This window comes from Actinomadura verrucosospora (assembly GCF_039540335.1).
In the GTDB taxonomy this organism is placed as follows: domain Bacteria; phylum Actinomycetota; class Actinomycetes; order Streptosporangiales; family Streptosporangiaceae; genus Spirillospora; species Spirillospora verrucosospora.
In genome coordinates this window covers 105,218-121,213 of the sequence record NZ_BAABEV010000002.1, presented here as the reverse complement: position 1 = coordinate 121,213, position 15,996 = coordinate 105,218, and the positions used below count along the sequence as shown (strand labels likewise).

18 protein-coding genes are annotated in these 15,996 nt (G+C 74.9%); 12 read left to right on the top strand and 6 right to left on the bottom strand.

Annotated features, from left to right (window positions below):
* The first annotated feature begins 86 nt into the window (after window positions 1–86).
* The gene (locus tag ABD944_RS02950; RefSeq protein WP_345172072.1) at window positions 87–1,205 is read left to right on the top strand and encodes a class I tRNA ligase family protein; all 1,119 of its coding nucleotides are present in this window, start codon (window positions 87–89) and stop codon (window positions 1,203–1,205) included.
* Window positions 1,206–1,268: 63 nt separating this feature from the next.
* On the opposite strand, the gene ABD944_RS02945 is transcribed toward ABD944_RS02950, so the two are convergent.
* Window positions 1,269–2,684, bottom strand: a complete 1,416-nt coding sequence (locus ABD944_RS02945; RefSeq protein WP_345172070.1) for a sensor histidine kinase — start codon at window positions 2,682–2,684, stop codon at window positions 1,269–1,271.
* On the bottom strand, window positions 2,681–3,421 hold the full coding sequence (locus tag ABD944_RS02940) for a response regulator transcription factor (protein WP_345172068.1): 741 nt from the start codon (window positions 3,419–3,421) through the stop codon (window positions 2,681–2,683). Before ABD944_RS02940 ends, ABD944_RS02945 begins: the two co-directional genes overlap by 4 nt.
* Window positions 3,422–3,535: 114 nt before the next feature.
* On the opposite strand from ABD944_RS02940, the gene ABD944_RS02935 reads away from it, so the two are divergent.
* From ABD944_RS02935 to ABD944_RS02920, 4 genes are all read left to right on the top strand, one after another.
* Window positions 3,536–4,894, top strand: a complete 1,359-nt coding sequence (locus ABD944_RS02935) for a ferredoxin reductase family protein (RefSeq protein WP_345172066.1) — start codon at window positions 3,536–3,538, stop codon at window positions 4,892–4,894.
* Window positions 4,895–4,920: 26 nt separating this feature from the next.
* Complete coding sequence (locus tag ABD944_RS02930) at window positions 4,921–5,349, top strand: FMN-binding protein (RefSeq protein ID WP_345172064.1); 429 nt, start codon at window positions 4,921–4,923, stop codon at window positions 5,347–5,349.
* Complete coding sequence (locus ABD944_RS02925; RefSeq protein ID WP_345172062.1) at window positions 5,342–6,115, top strand: FAD:protein FMN transferase; 774 nt, start codon at window positions 5,342–5,344, stop codon at window positions 6,113–6,115. Before ABD944_RS02930 ends, ABD944_RS02925 begins: the two co-directional genes overlap by 8 nt.
* A gap of 90 nt (window positions 6,116–6,205) precedes the next feature.
* The gene (locus tag ABD944_RS02920) at window positions 6,206–7,090 is read left to right on the top strand and encodes a universal stress protein (protein WP_345172060.1); all 885 of its coding nucleotides are present in this window, start codon (window positions 6,206–6,208) and stop codon (window positions 7,088–7,090) included.
* A gap of 76 nt (window positions 7,091–7,166) precedes the next feature.
* On the opposite strand, the gene ABD944_RS02915 is transcribed toward ABD944_RS02920, so the two are convergent.
* The 3 genes from ABD944_RS02915 to ABD944_RS02905 form a co-directional block, all read right to left on the bottom strand.
* On the bottom strand, window positions 7,167–7,637 hold the full coding sequence (locus tag ABD944_RS02915; RefSeq protein ID WP_345172504.1) for a cyclic nucleotide-binding domain-containing protein: 471 nt from the start codon (window positions 7,635–7,637) through the stop codon (window positions 7,167–7,169).
* Window positions 7,638–7,681: 44 nt separating this feature from the next.
* Window positions 7,682–8,527 carry a universal stress protein gene (locus ABD944_RS02910; protein ID WP_345172058.1) on the bottom strand — a complete coding sequence of 282 codons (846 nt, stop codon included), beginning with the start codon at window positions 8,525–8,527 and terminating at the stop codon, window positions 7,682–7,684.
* 94 nt (window positions 8,528–8,621) lie between these two features.
* The gene (locus ABD944_RS02905) at window positions 8,622–9,035 is read right to left on the bottom strand and encodes an OsmC family protein (protein ID WP_345172056.1); all 414 of its coding nucleotides are present in this window, start codon (window positions 9,033–9,035) and stop codon (window positions 8,622–8,624) included.
* 165 nt (window positions 9,036–9,200) lie between these two features.
* On the opposite strand from ABD944_RS02905, the gene ABD944_RS02900 reads away from it, so the two are divergent.
* The 7 genes from ABD944_RS02900 (at window position 9,201) to ABD944_RS02870 (ending at window position 15,183) form a co-directional block, all read left to right on the top strand.
* A complete protein-coding gene (locus tag ABD944_RS02900) occupies window positions 9,201–9,482 on the top strand; it encodes a metal-sensitive transcriptional regulator (protein ID WP_345172054.1) in 282 nt (93 codons plus the stop codon).
* 100 nt (window positions 9,483–9,582) lie between these two features.
* Complete coding sequence (locus ABD944_RS02895) at window positions 9,583–10,968, top strand: MBL fold metallo-hydrolase (RefSeq protein WP_345172052.1); 1,386 nt, start codon at window positions 9,583–9,585, stop codon at window positions 10,966–10,968.
* Window positions 10,969–11,023: 55 nt separating this feature from the next.
* A complete protein-coding gene (locus ABD944_RS02890; protein ID WP_345172050.1) occupies window positions 11,024–11,608 on the top strand; it encodes a rhodanese-like domain-containing protein in 585 nt (194 codons plus the stop codon).
* A gap of 33 nt (window positions 11,609–11,641) precedes the next feature.
* The gene (locus tag ABD944_RS02885; protein WP_345172048.1) at window positions 11,642–12,421 is read left to right on the top strand and encodes a sulfite exporter TauE/SafE family protein; all 780 of its coding nucleotides are present in this window, start codon (window positions 11,642–11,644) and stop codon (window positions 12,419–12,421) included.
* A 125-nt stretch (window positions 12,422–12,546) separates the two neighbouring features.
* Window positions 12,547–12,990 carry a universal stress protein gene (locus ABD944_RS02880; protein ID WP_345172046.1) on the top strand — a complete coding sequence of 148 codons (444 nt, stop codon included), beginning with the start codon at window positions 12,547–12,549 and terminating at the stop codon, window positions 12,988–12,990.
* Between the two features lie 28 nt (window positions 12,991–13,018).
* Window positions 13,019–13,699 carry a CBS domain-containing protein gene (locus tag ABD944_RS02875; protein ID WP_345172044.1) on the top strand — a complete coding sequence of 227 codons (681 nt, stop codon included), beginning with the start codon at window positions 13,019–13,021 and terminating at the stop codon, window positions 13,697–13,699.
* Window positions 13,696–15,183 carry a bifunctional aminoglycoside phosphotransferase/ATP-binding protein gene (locus tag ABD944_RS02870; RefSeq protein WP_345172042.1) on the top strand — a complete coding sequence of 496 codons (1,488 nt, stop codon included), beginning with the start codon at window positions 13,696–13,698 and terminating at the stop codon, window positions 15,181–15,183. The genes ABD944_RS02875 and ABD944_RS02870 overlap by 4 nt, the downstream gene beginning before the upstream one ends.
* A gap of 108 nt (window positions 15,184–15,291) precedes the next feature.
* Here the strand turns inward: ABD944_RS02870 and ABD944_RS02865 are convergent, their stop codons facing one another.
* Complete coding sequence (locus tag ABD944_RS02865; RefSeq protein ID WP_345172040.1) at window positions 15,292–15,855, bottom strand: hypothetical protein; 564 nt, start codon at window positions 15,853–15,855, stop codon at window positions 15,292–15,294.
* Window positions 15,856–15,996: the final 141 nt, after the last annotated feature.

Genomic DNA, 15,996 nt, shown 5'->3' with positions numbered 1-15,996 from the left:
GGGACCTTCGTCCCCACGCCCCGGAGAGGCCCGCCGGGTAGGACAGGGGGAACACCGGTTCCGCCATCCTGAGGAGCGGCGCTCTCGTGGATCTCAACTCGCCCGGCCGCACGCTGCGGATCGGCGGCCGCCCCCTCCCGGTCGTCGGCCCCGCCCGCATGTACGTCTGCGGGATCACCCCGTACGACGCGACCCATCTCGGCCATGCCCGCACCTTCGTCTGGGCCGACGTCGCCGCCCGGGTCCTGCGGCACGCGGGCGGCGAGGTGCGCGTGTGCCGGAACGTCACCGACGTCGACGACGTGCTGGACCAGGCCGCGCACCGTGCGGGCAGCCCGTACGACAGCTTCGCCGCCGTCCAGCAGTTCTACTTCGAACGCGACCTGGAGGTCCTCGGGGTCCACGCCGTCGACCACCAGCCCCGCGCGCACAACCATGTCGGCGAGGTCGTCGCGCTGGCCCAGGGACTCCTCGCCTCCGGGCACGCCTACGTGCGGGGCGGCGCGGTCCACTTCCGCGGCGGCGAGGTCCCCCGGCGCGCCGGCCTCGACGCCGGCCGGGCACGCGCGCTCCTCGCCGAGTACGGCGACGCGCCCGACGACCCCGGCAGGGACGACCCGTTCGACGTCGCGGTCTGGCGGCCGTCGCGGTCGGGCGAGCCCGCCTGGCCCAGCCCCTGGAGCGCGGGGCGGCCCGGCTGGCACGCCGAGTGCGCCGCGATGGCGATGACGGCCTTCGGCCCGGCGCTGGACCTGCACGCCGGCGGCGACGACCTGCGGTTCCCCCACCACGCCTACGAGGCGGCCATGGCCGAGGCGCTGACCGGCGTGCGGCCGTTCTCCCGGGCCTGGCTGCACGTCGGGGTGGTCCGCCGGGACGGCGCCAAGATGGCCAAGTCCACCGGCAACCTGGTGCTGGTCTCCGATCTGGTCCAGGACCACCCGGCCTCCGCGGTCCGTTTCATGCTCCTCGCCGAGCCCTGGGCGCGGGAATGGGAGTACACGCCCGGCGCCCTCGACCGCGCCGCGGAAGGGCTGGACCGCCTCCTCGCGGCGGCGGGCCGCGGCCGCTCCTCCCCCGCGGCGGAGGCCGCCGTGACGCGGGCGCTGCTCGACGACCTCGACGTGCGGACGGCGCTCGAAGTGGCGGAGCAGGAGGGCGGCCGGACCGCTCGCCTGGTGACGCGGGTCCTGGCCCTCGGCTGAGCGGCCGCCCGGGCGCCGGCGCACGTGGCGCGCCCCGCGCAGGGGTGCGGGCGGGTCGCTGACTCAGTGCGGAAGGGTCACGCGGAACAGCGTGTGCTGGGCCTCGACGAGTTCGGCGCGGCCGCCGTGGGCGGCGGCCACCGCCTGAACGATGGCCAGTCCGAGTCCCGTGCCGCCCGCACTGCGGGACCGGCTCTGGTCGGCGCGGACGAACCGCTGGAAGATCTCCGCGCGCAGGCCGGCCGGAATGCCGGGGCCGTCGTCCTCCACGTCGAGGAGCACGGCGTCCCCCCGGTCCGCGAGCCTCACGGTGACGTGGGTGCCGGGAGGCGTGTGGGCGCGCGCGTTGGCGAGCAGGTTGGCGACCAACTGGTGGAGGCGCCGGGCGTCCCCGGTGACGGTCACCGGTTCCTCCGGGAGCACCAGTTCCCAGCGGTGCCGCGGGCCGGCGGCGCGGGCGTCGGCCGTGGCGTCCAGCACGATGCGGGTCAGGTCCACCTGGTCCGTCTCCAGCGGGCGGCCGGCGTCCAGGCGGGCGAGGAGGAGCAGGTCGTCGACCAGTTCGGACATCCGGACCGACTCGGCCTCGATCCGTCCCAGCGCGTGCCGCACCTCGGGCGGAACGGGCTCGGTGGTGCGCAGGGCGAGTTCGGCGTGGCCCCGGATCGCGGCGACGGGGGTGCGCAGCTCGTGGCTCGCGTCGGCGGCGAAGCGGCGGAGCCGCTCCTCGCTCGCGTGCCGGCGGGCCAGCGCGTTCTCGACATGGCCGAGCATCCGGTTCAGCGCGGCGCCGACCTGCCCGACCTCGGTGCGGGGATCGGTGTCGGGGACGCGCTCGGGCATCGCCACCTCCCCGCTGGCCAGCGGCAGCTCGGTCACCCGGGACGCGGTCGCGGCGACCCGCCGCAGCGGGCGCAGGGCCAGCCCGACCCACGCCGCCGCCGCGATCCCGGCGGCGGCGAGCACGGCCGCGAAGACGATCGCCTCCACCAGGATGACGCGGCGCAGCGTCTCCTCGGCGGGCCGCAGCGGCAGCCCGGTGACCAGGACGTCCCCGTCGTCGCCGCGGAGCGCCATCATCCGGTACTCCGCCAGCGCCGACAGGTCGAGCGAGCGCGCCCGGCCGTCGGGCGGGAGTGCGGCGAGGGCGCGCCGGTCGGCGGCGTCGAGCGGCACGGGCACGTCGGAGCTGTCGCGCACGACCGCGGCCTCCGTCACCGTCCGGCGGAACAGCCGCGCGCCGAACGTCCCCGGCGCCTGCCCCCGGGTGTCCGGACCGTTGTCGGCGTCATGGCGCCGCTCGTGTTCGAGGCTCGCCGGGAACCGCCCGCCGGACGCGGTCAGCTGCTCGTCCAGCCGCCCCATCAGGAACCGGTCGAGCGCCGTCGCTGTGGCGATGCCCACGGCGAGGCAGCTCAGCGCCAGCAGGACGAGCAGCCCGGCGGTGAGCCGTGCCCGCAGCGTCCGCAGGCCCCTCACGAGGCCCCTGGCTTCAGCACGTACCCGACGCCGCGCACCGTGTGGATCATCGGTGCCCGGCCCGCGTCGATCTTCTTGCGCAGGTAGCTGATGTACAGCTCGACGACGTGGGCCTGCCCGCCGAAGTCGTAGTCCCAGACGCGGTCGAGGATCTGGGCCTTGCTGAGGACCCGGCGCGGGTTGCGCATCAGGAACCGCAGCAGCTCGAACTCGGTGGGCGTCAGCTCCACGACCTCTCCGTCGCGGGTCACCTCCCGGGCGTCCTCGTCCATGGCCAGGGCGCCGACGGTGAGCAGCCGGTCCGTGCCGGCCGTCCGCGCCATGCCCGCCCGGCGCAGCAGCCCCCGGAGCCGCGCCAGCACCTCCTCCAGGCTGAACGGCTTGGTCACGTAGTCGTCGCCGCCCGCGGTGATGCCGGCGATGCGGTCCTCGACGGCGTCCTTGGCGGTCAGGAACAGCACGCACACCTCGGGCGAGTCGGCGCGCAGCCGCCGCAGCACCTGCAGGCCGTCGATGTCGGGGAGCATCACGTCCAGCACGACGGCGTCGGGGCGGAAGTCGCGCGCGGCGGCGAGCGCGCCCGCGCCGTCCCCGGCACTCCGCACCGACCAGCCCTCCGAGGCCAGCACGCGCGACAGCACCTCCGCCAGGTCCGGTTCGTCGTCGACGACGAGGACCCGCACGGGCGTCCCGTCGGCCCGCCGCAGGCCCGCCACCGCGGGTTCGTCCTTTGTCATGGTCGGACCAGCATCCCTCTCCAACCTCTGCCTTCCCTCTGAAAAGGCTCTGAGAGACGCCATTCCCCATCGCGTCAGAGGGAACTCAGAAACTGCGTTGGCAGGGTGGCCGCCATGACGACGACCAGGTACGACATCATGCGGCCGACCCCGCAGGTCAGGCGGCCGTCGTGGCGCGTCCCGCACTGGTGGCCGCAGGTACTGATCTACGCCGGCGCGCTCGCGGTGCTGGCGCTGTGGTGGCGGAGCACCGGCTCGATCACCGGTCTGGACGGCTGGCTGACCGAGGCCGGGCGCGTCACCGGGCTGCTGGCGGGATACGGCTGCGCCGTCCTGCTGGCCCTGATGGCCCGCGTGCCGGCGCTCGAACGGGGCGTGGGCACCGACCGGCTCGCCCGCTGGCACGCGATGGGCGGGCGGTACACCGTCTGCCTCGCGCTGGCGCACGCCCTCCTGATCATCTGGGGGTACGCGGTGACGGCCCGCACCGACGTCGTCCACGAGACGGCGACGGTGGTCGTCGACTACCCGGAGATGATCAAGGGCACGGCCGGGTTCCTGCTCCTCCTCGGCATCGGGATCACGTCCGCGAGGGCCGCCCGGCGGCGGATGCGCTACGAGACCTGGCACTACCTGCACTTCGCGACCTACCTGGCCATCTTCCTGGCGTTCTCGCACCAGCTCGCCAACGGAGCCCAGTTCGCCGGATCGCCCCTGGCGAAGGCCGCCTGGTACACCCTGTACATCGGCGTCGCCGTCACCCTCGCCTGGTTCCGGTTCCTGATGCCCGCCGTGCGCGGGATCCGGCACGGGCTGCGGGTCACCGCCGTCCACGCCGAGGCGCCCGGGATCGTCTCCGTCTACATGAGCGGCCGCCACCTGGACGAGCTGCGCGCCGAACCGGGCCAGTTCTTCCGCTGGCGGTTCCTCGCCCCGGGCTTCTGGTGGACGGCCAACCCCTACTCGCTGTCCGAGCCGCCCCGCGGGCACCGGCTCCGCATCACCGTCAAGGAGGCCGGGGACCACAGCCGTGCGCTGGCCCGGCTCCGCCCCGGGACGCGGGTCTGGGCCGAGGGGCCCTACGGCGGGTTCACCGGGGCGCGGCCGCACCACGACCGGGCCCTGCTGATCGCCGGCGGCGTCGGCATCACCCCGCTGCGGACGCTGTTCGAGACCCTGCCCGGTGACGTGACCCTCGTCTACCTCGCCCGCCGGCCCGAGGACCTGGCCCTGCGCGGCGAGCTCGACGACATCGCCCGCGTCCGCGGCGCACGGGCCTACTACTTCGTCGACGAGCCGTCCCACTACTCCCTGTCGCTGGACGGCCGGGCGCTGCGCGACCTCGTCCCCGACATCCGGCACCGGGACGTCTACCTGTGCGGGCCGCCCGGCATGATGGCCGCCGCCCAGGGCGCGCTGAAGCAGGCCGGCGTGCGACGCCGCCACGTCCGATCCGAATCCTTCGAGTTCTGAGAGGTCCGCACCCTATGCGCCGAGCCGTGTTCACCACGAGCGCGACGATCGCGGGAGTCGTGCTGCTGCTGTCGTTGAAGCCGCACCACCACGACACCGCCGTGGCGCCCCCGCCCACCGCGGGCGGCGGCACGAGCAACGGGACGAGCGGCGGCACGAGCGGCGGGGCGAACCCGGTGAGCAAGACCTACCGGGGCGAGAGCGTCGACACCCGCTACGGGCCCGTCCAGGTCGAGATCACGATGTCGGGCGGCCACCTCACCGGAGTCCGCGTCCTGCGCTCGCCGTCGGAGAACGGCCGCGACCGCGAGATCGCCTCCTTCGCCCTCCCCAAGCTCACCAAGAAGGCCCTCGCGGCGGGCAGCGCGCGCATCGACACCGTGTCCGGCGCCACCTACACCAGCGAGGGATACATCACGTCCCTCCAGAGCGCCCTGGACAGCGCCCGTGCCTGAGGGGATCCGCCACGTGGAGCACGCGATGGGGACGGTGTTCTCCTTCGACGTCCGCACGCCGCGCTCGCCGGCCATCGCCGCGGCCCTCGCGCAGGCCGTCGCCTGGCTCCACCACGTCGACCGCGTCTTCTCCCCCTACCGCCCCGACAGCCAGGTCACGCGCCTGGCGGACGGCCGCGCCGGGCTCGGCGAGTGCGATCCCGAGGTCGCCGAGGTCCTGCGCCTCGGCGCGGAGTTCGAACGGGCCACGGGCGGCGCGTTCACCTGCGAACCGGGGGGCCGGCTCGATCCCAGCGGCGTGGTCAAGGGCTGGGCGATCGAGCGGGCGTCGACGATCCTCCACGACGCCGGCGCCCACGACCACTGCGTGAACGGCGGCGGCGACGTGCAGGCGCGCGGCGAGGCCGGGCCCGGCGAACCGTGGCGGATCGGCATCGCCGACCCCGGCGACCGCGGCAGCCTCATCGCCGCCGTGTCCGGGAGCGACATCGCCGTCGCCACGTCCGGCACCGCCGAGCGCGGCCGGCACATCCTCGACCCCCGCACCGGGCTCCCCGCCGCGGGCCTCGTCTCCGTCACGCTGGTCGGGCGCCACCTCACCGACGTCGACGCGCTCGCCACCGCGGCCTTCGCCATGGGCGACGCCGCCCGCGCCTGGCTCGAGGCCCGGCCGGGGATCGAGGCGCTCGGCGTCACGTCCGAGGGCGGCCTGTGGTGGACGCCCGGCTTCGAGGACTTCGCCCTGGTTCCTTCCAGGAGGGGCTGAGGGCCGAACCCGGGGCGAAAGGACCGTCGCCGTCCGAGGCGGGGACCAAGGTCCCTACGGCCGAGCGACCGCGCGGACGACGCTGTGTTCATGGCAAAGCCCTCCTCCTTCGGGCCTGACGGCCCCCCATCGTCGGGCACCGCAGGCGATCGCGCGGTCCTGGTCGGGACCGACGGTTCCGCCTCCTCCGAACGCGCCATCGGCTGGGCGGCCGACGAGGCCGCGCGCCTCGGCAAGGAACTGCACGTCCTCCACGTCCTGGAGACCCCGACGAGGACCGCGCCCGGCGACACGGGCGGCGACGCCGAGTCACTCGTCGACGCCTGGAACCCGGTGCTGCGCGCCGGGCGGGACGCGGCCCTGCGGCGGCACCCCCGCCTCAAGGTCGAGACGATGCTCGTCCACGACCGGACCGTGGCAGGCGGCCTGCGGCTCTACGCCGGCGAGGCCGCCGAGGTCGTCGTCGGGCATCGCGGCCGGGGCGGCTTCGCCTCGCTGCTGCTCGGCTCCACCGGTCTTCACCTGGCCGGGCACTACCCGGGCCCGGTGGTCATCGTCCGCGGCCACTCGGACACCCCCATCGGCGAGGTCGTGGTGGGCCTGGACCTGGCGGAGGACCCCGCCCCCGCGCTCGGCCACGCGTTCGCCGCGGCCGCCGCCCGCGGCGCCCGGCTCCGCGTGCTGCACGCCTGGCGGCCCGCCGCCGGCTCGGGGGCGGACGTCCACCTCGCCGCCAACGGCCGCTACGACCGCCTGGCCGCGGCCCTGGCGCCGTGGCGCGGGCGCGCCCCGGACCTCAAGGTCGTCGAGGACGTGGTCACCGGCCACCCGGTCCAGACGCTCGCGCAGGCCTCGGCGGAGGCCGACCTGGTCGTGGTCGGGTCCCGGGGCCGCTCGTTCCCGCTCGGATCGGTCGGCCACGGCGTCGTCCACCACGCCCACTGCCCCGTCGCCGTCGTCCGCCCCCGCGACTGACACGCCGCCCGCCCCGGCTGAAGGGTCACAGCGTCTGAAGGGTCACAGCGTCTGAAGGGTCACGGCGTCTGAAGGGTCATACCGCGCGGCCCAGGGCGCCGGGGGCGGCCTCGGCGAGCCGGGTCTGGGTCGCCTCCAGGCGGCCGACGACCTGCTCGGCGAAGCGGCGCGTCAACTCGTAGCCGAGGGACGGGTCGACGGCGCTCAGCGTCCGGACCAGCCGGCCGTCGAACTCGATCGCCTGGACCGGCGTGCTCGCGACCGCGCCGAACCGCCACCGGTGCGGGCGGAACAGCCATGACCAGCCCACCACCGACCCGGGCCCGAAGGTGTCGACCACGAGGGTCCCGCCGTCGGGAAGGTTCATGTCGACGGCCACGCTCCCGTCGAGCAGGAGCCAGAACCGCTCGGCCGCGGCGGACTCCGCGAACATGCGGCGTCCCGCGGGGATGTCGGTGTGCCGGGCCGCCTTCGCCAGCCTGGTCAGGTCCGGGCTCCGCATACCGTCGAAGAACGGCTCGCGTGCCAGATCGGCCGCGGTCACCATGCTCACTTGGCTCGCCTACCTTCGGTGTTCTGCGCCGTCCGGCGTCATCCGGCCCGCTGCGGGACGATCGTGATCGTGCAGGGCGCGTGCTTGAGCAGCGCGTCGCTCGTCGCGCCGAGCGTCAGGGCCTTGACGGCGCCGGCGCCGCGCGAGCCCACCACCGTCAGCGTCGCGCTCTCCGCCGCCTCCAGCAGGGCCTCGCGGGGCGACCTGAGCACCAGCGACGTCGCGGCCTGCACAAGGGGGTACTTCACCAGCCAGGGCGCGACCGCCCGTTCCAGGACCGTTCCGCACACGTGGCGGAGCTTGTCCTCATCGCCGAACAGCGACAGGTCGTCGTCGGGCGCTGCACCCGGATCCCAGCACCCGTACACCGCCCGCAGCCGCCAGCCGCGGAGCGCCGCCTCCTCGAACCCGAAGGCCAGCGCCGCGTCGGCGCCCCGGGACCCGTCCACGCCCACGACCACGAGACCGTCGGGAGAGGAGGCCGAGCGCACGACCGCGACCGGATGGTCGGCCTGGGCCGCCACCCGCAGCGCGGTGGACCCGACGGACCTCTCCTCCGGCGGGTGCGAGCCGACGACGAGGAGATCCGCGTCCGGCTCCTGGTTCAGCAGCGCCAGCGAGGGGCCTCCGGTGTCCAGCCGCTTGCGCACCTTCAGGCCGGGGGCCAGCTCATGCGCCAGCGCCACGCCGTGGTCGAGCATGTGCTCCCCCATCCGGCGGACGATGGCGACGCCCTCGCGGTCGCTGAAGTGGATCGGATACGGCCACTGCCAGGCGTGGCACACCGTCAGCGGCAGCCGCCGGAACCGGGCCTCCTCCACCGCCCAGCGCAGGGCGCGGTCACTCTCACTCGTTCCGTCGTATCCGACGACGACGTGGCTCATGACGCCCTCCTCCTCGGTCCGCCTCCATTCCACCGCCCGCGGGATCCGCTCCCCAGGGCCGAACGGCCCTCGGCGGCGGGACCTCCGGCGCCGCTCAGGCCGCCGTGAGCTCGCTCTCCAGGCGCACGCCGACGCGGGGGGCGTCGAGGATCGAGTTGTGGACCGTGCAGGCCATGACGGCCGCCATCAGTCCTCCCACGTCCCGGTCGGGCAGCCGGACGGGAGGGCGCAGGCGCAGCTCGACGCGCGACACCCGGGCGGGGCCCTCCGGGCTCATCGCGTAGTCGACGGCGACCTCCAGCCCGTTCGCGGGCAGGCAGCGCGCCTTGAGGTAGCGGCGGGCGTGGTGCGCGGTGCACGCGGCGAGGGACGCCACGAACAGCTCGACCGGCGTCGGCCCGGCGTCCATGCCTCCCCCCATGTACGGCTGGTCCACGTGGATCACGTGGTCGCGGACGATCACCGCGAAGGCGTCGTCCTCACGGTGGACGACCAGCATCTCGCTCATCGGTGCCACCTCCTCTGCTGACGGTTCCTCGCTTGGACCCAAGCCTCGTTTTCGGGAGTCTTCGCAGGTAGAGCCGAACGTCCTGCCGGAGGTCCCGGCGGGGGGTGAGGCACCTCACGCGCGAACGGATACCCCAGGGGGTATGTTGGGCGCCGGAGGTGGACGATGGAAGAGCATCTGGAGATGGACGCGACCGCCCTGGCGGACGCGCTGACCCGGCTCCGGCGGGCGCACGGCCAGCTGGGCGGGGTGATCTCGATGATCGAGAACGCCGACGACTGCGAGCGGGTGCTGACCCAGCTTGCGGCGGTGTCCAAGGCGATCGACCGGGCCGGGTTCAAGATCATTTCGACCGGGCTGCGGCACTGCCAGGCGGCGGCCGACCGCGGCGAGAAGCCGCCGATCAGCACGGAGCGCCTGGAGAAGCTCTTCCTCGCCCTTTCCTGAGGACGGCGAAAGGGCCGCCCCTCATCGTTCGACGAGGGGGTACGACCATGGCCGCGATCTGACCGAAGCATACCCCCCGGGGTATAAGGAGTGAACGCAGATGGTACATGTCCAGGTAGTCGAGACCTCGTCCCTGGGCGACCGCAGCTACCTCGCCCACGACGGGCGGGTGGCGCTGGTCGTCGACCCGCAGCGCGACATCGACCGCTTCCTGGCCCTCGCCGGGCGGCTGGACGTCCGCATCACGCACGTGGCCGAGACCCACCTGCACAACGACTACGTCTCCGGCGGGCTGGCCCTGGCCAGGGCGACCGGGGCGACGTACCTGCTCTCGGCCGACGAGGACGTCGAATTCGAGCGGACCGCCCTCTCCGACGGCGACGAGATCGCCGTCTCCGACGCGCTGCACATCCGCGCAGTCGCCACCCCGGGGCACACCTTCCACCACCTGTCCTACATCCTGTCGGGTCCCGGCGGGCCCGAGGGGGTCTTCACGGGCGGGTCGCTGCTGTTCGGCACCACCGGACGTACTGACCTCCTCGGCTCCGAGCACGCCCACCTGCTGGCCGAGCGGCAGCACGCGTCGGCGCGGCGGCTGGCCGACCTGCTGCCCGACGGCGCGCACGTCTGGCCCACGCACGGGTTCGGCAGCTTCTGCTCGGCGAGCCAGTCCGACGCCGCGTCCTCGACCATCGGCCAGGAGCGGCGGGCCAACCCGGCGCTGCGGCTGGAGGCCGACGACTTCGTCACCCAGACCCTGGACGGGCTCGACGCCTACCCCGCCTACTACGCGCACATGGGCGTCCGCAACAGCGCCGGCGCCGACCTGCTCGACCTCACTCCCGCCCGGACCGCCGACCCCGCCGAGCTGCGCGACCGCATCGCCGCCGGGGAATGGGTCGTCGACCTGCGCTCCCGCAAGGCCTTCGCGCAGCGGCACCTGGCCGGCACCCTCAGCTTCGGCCTGGACGGCGCGATGTCGACGTGGCTCGGCTGGCTGGCGCCGTGGGGCGCGCCCCTCACCCTGCTCGGCGACAGCCCCGAGCAGATCGCCGCCGCCCAGCGGGAGCTGGCGCGCATCGGCGTCGACCGCCCGGCCGCGGCGGCCTCCGGGGAGCCCGAGCAGTGGGCCGGCGGCGACGCCGGCCGGCTGCGCGAGACGCCCGTCGCCACGTTCGGCGACCTGGCCGCCGCCCGCGCCGGCCGCGTCCCCCGGCACCTCCCCCCGCCGGACGCCGTGCTGGACGTGCGCATGTCCAACGAGTGGAGGGACGGGCACGTCGAGGGCGCCGTCCACATCCCGCTGCCCGAGCTGACCGGGCGGCTCGAAGAACTGCCCGACGGGACGATCTGGGTGCACTGCGGCTCCGGCTACCGGGCCGCCGCGGCCACCAGCCTGCTCCAGCGGGCCGGAATCCCGACCGTGCACATCGACGACGCCTACTCCGAGGCCGCGCCCGCGGGCCTCACCATCACCGACCGCTGACCGGGACCGACCACACCGCACGACGATCCGACACCACGACACAGGAGAAGACTCCGTGACCACCCCGCCCACCGCGTCCACCGTGGACGTCCCCGCCCTGCGCGAACTCCTGGACTCCGTCGACCGGCCGCGGCTCATCGACGTCCGGACGCCGGGCGAGTTCGAGACCGGGCACATCCCCGGCTCCTACAACGTCCCGCTGGACCTGCTGCGCGAGCACCGCGCCGAACTGCGCGCCCACCTCGACGAGCAGGTGGTGCTCGTCTGCCGCTCCGGGCAGCGCGCCGGCCAGGCCTCGCGGGCGCTGGCGACCGCGGGCCTGCCGAACCTGCGCGTCCTGCACGGCGGCATCGGCGCCTGGCAGGCCGCGGGCGAACCGGTCGCCGCGGGACGCCCCCGCTGGGACCTGGAGCGCCAGGTCCGCCTGGTCGCGGGCTCGATCGTGCTCGGCTCGGTGCTGGCCAGCACGACCGTCCCGCGCGCCAAGTGGCTCGCGGCGGCCATCGGCGGCGGCCTCACCTTCGCCGCCCTGTCCAACACGTGCGCCATGGGGATGGCCCTGTCCAAGCTCCCCTACAACCGCGGGCCGAAGTGCGACATGGCCGCCGTCCTGGGCGCGCTGGCCGCGGAGCGCCCCTGACCCGCCGGCCGCGTCCGCCAAGGAGGTGACGACATGCTGACCGCGCTCGTCCTCGGCGCCCTGATCGGCGTCCTGCTCGGGCTGCTCGGCGGCGGCGGCTCCATCCTCGCCGTTCCCGCCCTCGTCTACGGCGCGGGCCTGCCGCTGGCCTCGGCGGTTCCGGCGTCCCTGCTGGTCGTGGGCATCTCCTCGGCCACGGGCGCGCTGCCCCGCGTCCACGCCGGGCAGGTGCGCTGGCGGATCGCGGGCGTCTTCGGCGCCGCCGGGGCGGTGGCCGCCTTCGGCGGCGCCGCCCTGAACCGCCTGCTGCCCGACCAGGCCGTCCTGCTCGGCTTCGCGGCGCTCATGGTGGCGGCGGGCTGGCGGATGCTGGCCGGAGGCGACCGGCTGGGCGGGGCGTGCGCCCTGCCCGGCGGCGGCGTCGACTGGCGCTCCTGCCTGCCCAAGTCGATCGGCGCGGGCGCGGCCGTCGGCGTGCTGACCGGGCTCTTCGGCGTCGGCGGCGGCTTCCTCATCATCCCCGCCCTGGTCGTCGGGCTGGGCCTGCCGATGGCCGCGGCGGTCGGCACCTCCCTGGTCATCGTGGTGGTCAACTCGATCGCCGGCTTCGCCGCGCACGCCGGGGACGCGACGCTGGACTACGGCGTCATCGCGGCCTTCACCCTGGCGGCCGTCGCCGGGTCGCTCACCGCCGCCCGCCTCGCCCGGCGCCTGGACGCCGACCGGCTGCGGCGCTGGTTCGCCTACCTGGTCTTCGCCGTTGCGGCCTTCGTGGCCGCGCAGGCCCTCCTCCATCCGGGAGCCACCGGATGATCTGGCGGCGCCGACCCGCGCCGGATGCCCGGATCAGGCCAAAAGTCCTAATTCGGGGGGACGCTCGGCACTGACCCGCGGATCCCGCCGGGCGGGAGGGTGGAGGTGACTGAGGGAGGTCGCTGATGTGGGTCGTGCCCGAACAACGGTCCGTCGTCGTCGGGGTGGACGGTTCCCCCAACTCCATGGCCGCGCTGCGCCGCGCCGCCCGCGAGGCCTCCGAACGCCACGCGCGCCTGGACGTGGTCCGCGTCGTGGAGCCCGGCGACGGCCCCGCGCGGCGCCCGTTCAACACGATCAGGGAGTGGCTGCGGCTGCGCCGCCTGGTCGCCCGGCTCATCCCCCGCTCCCGGCACCTGACCACCCGGCTGCGCGTCCTGCACGGCGAGCCGGGCCCGGTGCTGGCCGGGGCGGCGGAGCGCGCCGAACTTCTGGTGGTCGGCGCCCGGACGCACTCCGAGCACGGCAACCCGCTCGGCGGCGACACCGTCCCGATCGTGCGGGAGCGGGCGCGCTGCGAGGTCGTGATCTGCGCGGACCAGAGGGCCACCGCCGGCGACGGCCTCTGAGGCCCGCGGCGAGCCCGGGAGGAGAGCCATGAAGCGCCGCACGGTCGGGGACGTCATGACCAGGACCGTCGTGACGGTCTCCGAGGACACCCCCTTCACCGAGATCGCCGACGCGATGGCCGAGCACCGCATCAGCGCGGTGCCCGTCATGGACGACGACGGCCGGCTCACCGGCATCGTCACGGAGGCCGACCTCCTGCGCAGGGAGGAGTACGGCGGCGGCGCGGGACCGCGCCGGCCCCGGCTGCTGCGCCGCGCCCAGGACGAGGCGCGGGCCAGGGCCACCGCCGCGGACGCCCGCGGGCTGATGAGCGCGCCGGTCGTCACCGTCGCGCCGGGCACGCCCGTCGCCGAGGCGGCCCGCGTGCTGAACGCCCACGGCTTCAAGGCCGCGCCGGTCGTCAGGGACGGCCGGCTGGCCGGGATCGTGGCCCGCCGCGACCTGCTCTCGGTGTTCCACCGCTCCGACGACGACATCCGGGACGAGATCATCGACGACGTCCTGGTCTCCCGGCTCTGGCTGGACCCCGCCGAGGTGCACGTCCGCGTCCAGGAGGGGGTCGTCCACCTCACCGGGCGCGTGGAGCAGAAGAGCCTGATCCCGATCGTCGTGCGCATGGCCGCCGCCACGGAAGGCGTCGTCGACGTCGTCCCGACCCTCGGCTACGACTACGACGACACCGGCCCCGCCCTCCACCCGAGGGCATGAGGCCCATGGAGGACGCCGCCGTCGCCGAGACCCACATCGGCGTGGTGTTCTTCGCCGGGGACCGCGCCTACAAGCTGAAGAAGCCCGTGGACCTGGGGTTCCTGGACTTCAGCACCCGTGAGCTGCGCGAGCGCGCCTGCCACGAGGAGGTCCGGCTGAACCGGCGGTTCGCCCCCGACGTCTATCTCGGCGTCGCCGACGTGCGCGGGCCCGGCGGCGACGTCTGCGACCATCTGGTCGTGATGCGGCGGATGCCCGCCGACCGGCGCCTGTCCACCCTGGTCCGGGCCGGCGCGCCGGTGCGGGACGCGCTGCGCGACACCGCCCGGATCCTGGCCGCCTGGCACGCCAGGGCGCCGCGCGGTCCCCGCATCGCGGCCGAGGAGACCCGCGACGCCGTCCGAGGGCGCTGGCACGACAGTTTCGAGCAGGTCCGGCCGTTCCACGGCGCCGTCCTGGACGCCGCGGCCGCCGCCGAGACCGAGGACCTCGCGGAGGAGTTCCTCGCCGGCCGCGAGCCCCTGTTCGACGCCCGCATCGCCGACGGCCGCGTGGTCGACGGGCACGGCGACCTGCTGGCCGGCGACGTCTTCTGCCTCGAGGACGGCCCGCGGATCCTCGACTGCCTGGAGTTCGACGACCGGCTCCGCTACCTGGACGGTCTGGACGACGCCGCGTTCCTGGCGATGGACCTCGAACGCCTGGGCGCCCCGGAGCTCGCCGGACGCTTCCTCGGCTGGTACGCCGAGTACGCCGCCGACCCGGCCCCGTCCTCGCTGCGCCACCACTACGTGGCCTACCGCGCCTTCGTCCGCGCCAAGGTGGCGTGCCTGCGCCACGGCCAGGGCGCCCCGGACGCGGCCGCCGACGCCCGCGCCTACGCCGACGTCGCGCTGCGCCATCTGCGCGCCGGCCGCGTCGGTCTGATCATGGTGGGCGGGCTCCCGGGCACCGGGAAGACCTCCCTGGCCGGCGCGCTCGCCGACCGGCTCGGCTGCACGGTGCTCAGCAGCGACCGGATCCGCAAGGAGCTCGCCGGGCTGGCCCCCGCCGACCCCGCGGGCGCCCCCTACGGCTCCGGCATCTACACGCCGGAATGGAGCCGGCGCACCTACCGCGAGATGGCCGCGCGCGCCGCGCGGCTGCTCCGGATGGGCGAGACGGTCGTCCTGGACGCCTCCTGGACGTCGGACGCCGACCGCGAGGCCGTCGCCGCCGTCGCCGAGCGGGAGCACGCGCGCCTGACGCCGCTGCGCTGCGAAGCGCCGGAGGCCGTCTGCGCCGAACGGATGCGGACCCGTCCCCGGGGAGCCTCCGACGCTGACGCGGGCATCGCCGCCGCCATGCGCGCGGACTCCGCGCCCTGGCCCGGATCGGCCGCCGTCGACACCGGCGGGTCCCTGTCCCGCTCGGTCGACCAGGCCCTCGCCGTCCTCCATCCCGCGGGTCCGCCTGAGCATTCTCCCCCGCCGCGTCCCGCCTGACCCGCCCGACCGCGCCCGACCGCCCGGCCGTCCGGCGCGCCGTCCCCTCCTGCCGGACACGCGTACGAGGGGCGCTCGCGGAGAGCGCCCCTCGTGTCGCGGATCAGGTCACTTGAGGAAGGGGAGGCGCTCGACCAGGCGGGTCGCTCCCCACCAGCGGCCGAGACCCAGGGTGTCACCGGCGCTGACCAGGGCCAGTCCGATGATCAGGATCGCGTAGACCAGGTGGTCGTCCATGAAGGGGTTGTTCTCCGGGGGCAGGACCGCCGACCACATCATCACCAGCAGCGCGGCTCCCGCCGCGGCGGCGATCCGCATGCCCACGCCGAGGACGAGGGCGGCGCCGATGCCGGCCAGGCCGAGCATGAACAGCCAGTCGGCCCAGGCCGCTCCCGCGATGTCGTGGTAGAAGCCGGCGAACGGCCCGGCGGTCGCGTGCGCCAGGAACCCCTCGGTCGGGCTGCCGCCGTCGACCCACGCCTTGGCCGCGGGGGTCTCGTGGCCGAGCCCGAAGGTCTTGTCCAGGAACGCCCACAGGAAGATCCAGCCGAGCGCGAGGCGGGCGGCGGCCCACGCGTAACGGGCGGCGTGCGACTCGGTCAGCGGCTTGGGGGTCACCACCCGGATCAGGGTGTCGCGGCCCACGTGGGTCTTGTGCTCGGAGAGTGCCATCGCCACTCACCTTCCATCGCATCGATGATCTCGTCACCCATGACTCAACCCTGGATCGCCCTTGGCCTGTAGGTACGTTCGGCGCATGATCGGCGGGACCAAGGTCCCGCCTTCCGAGGGCTGGAGGGCCCGGGAGGTCCC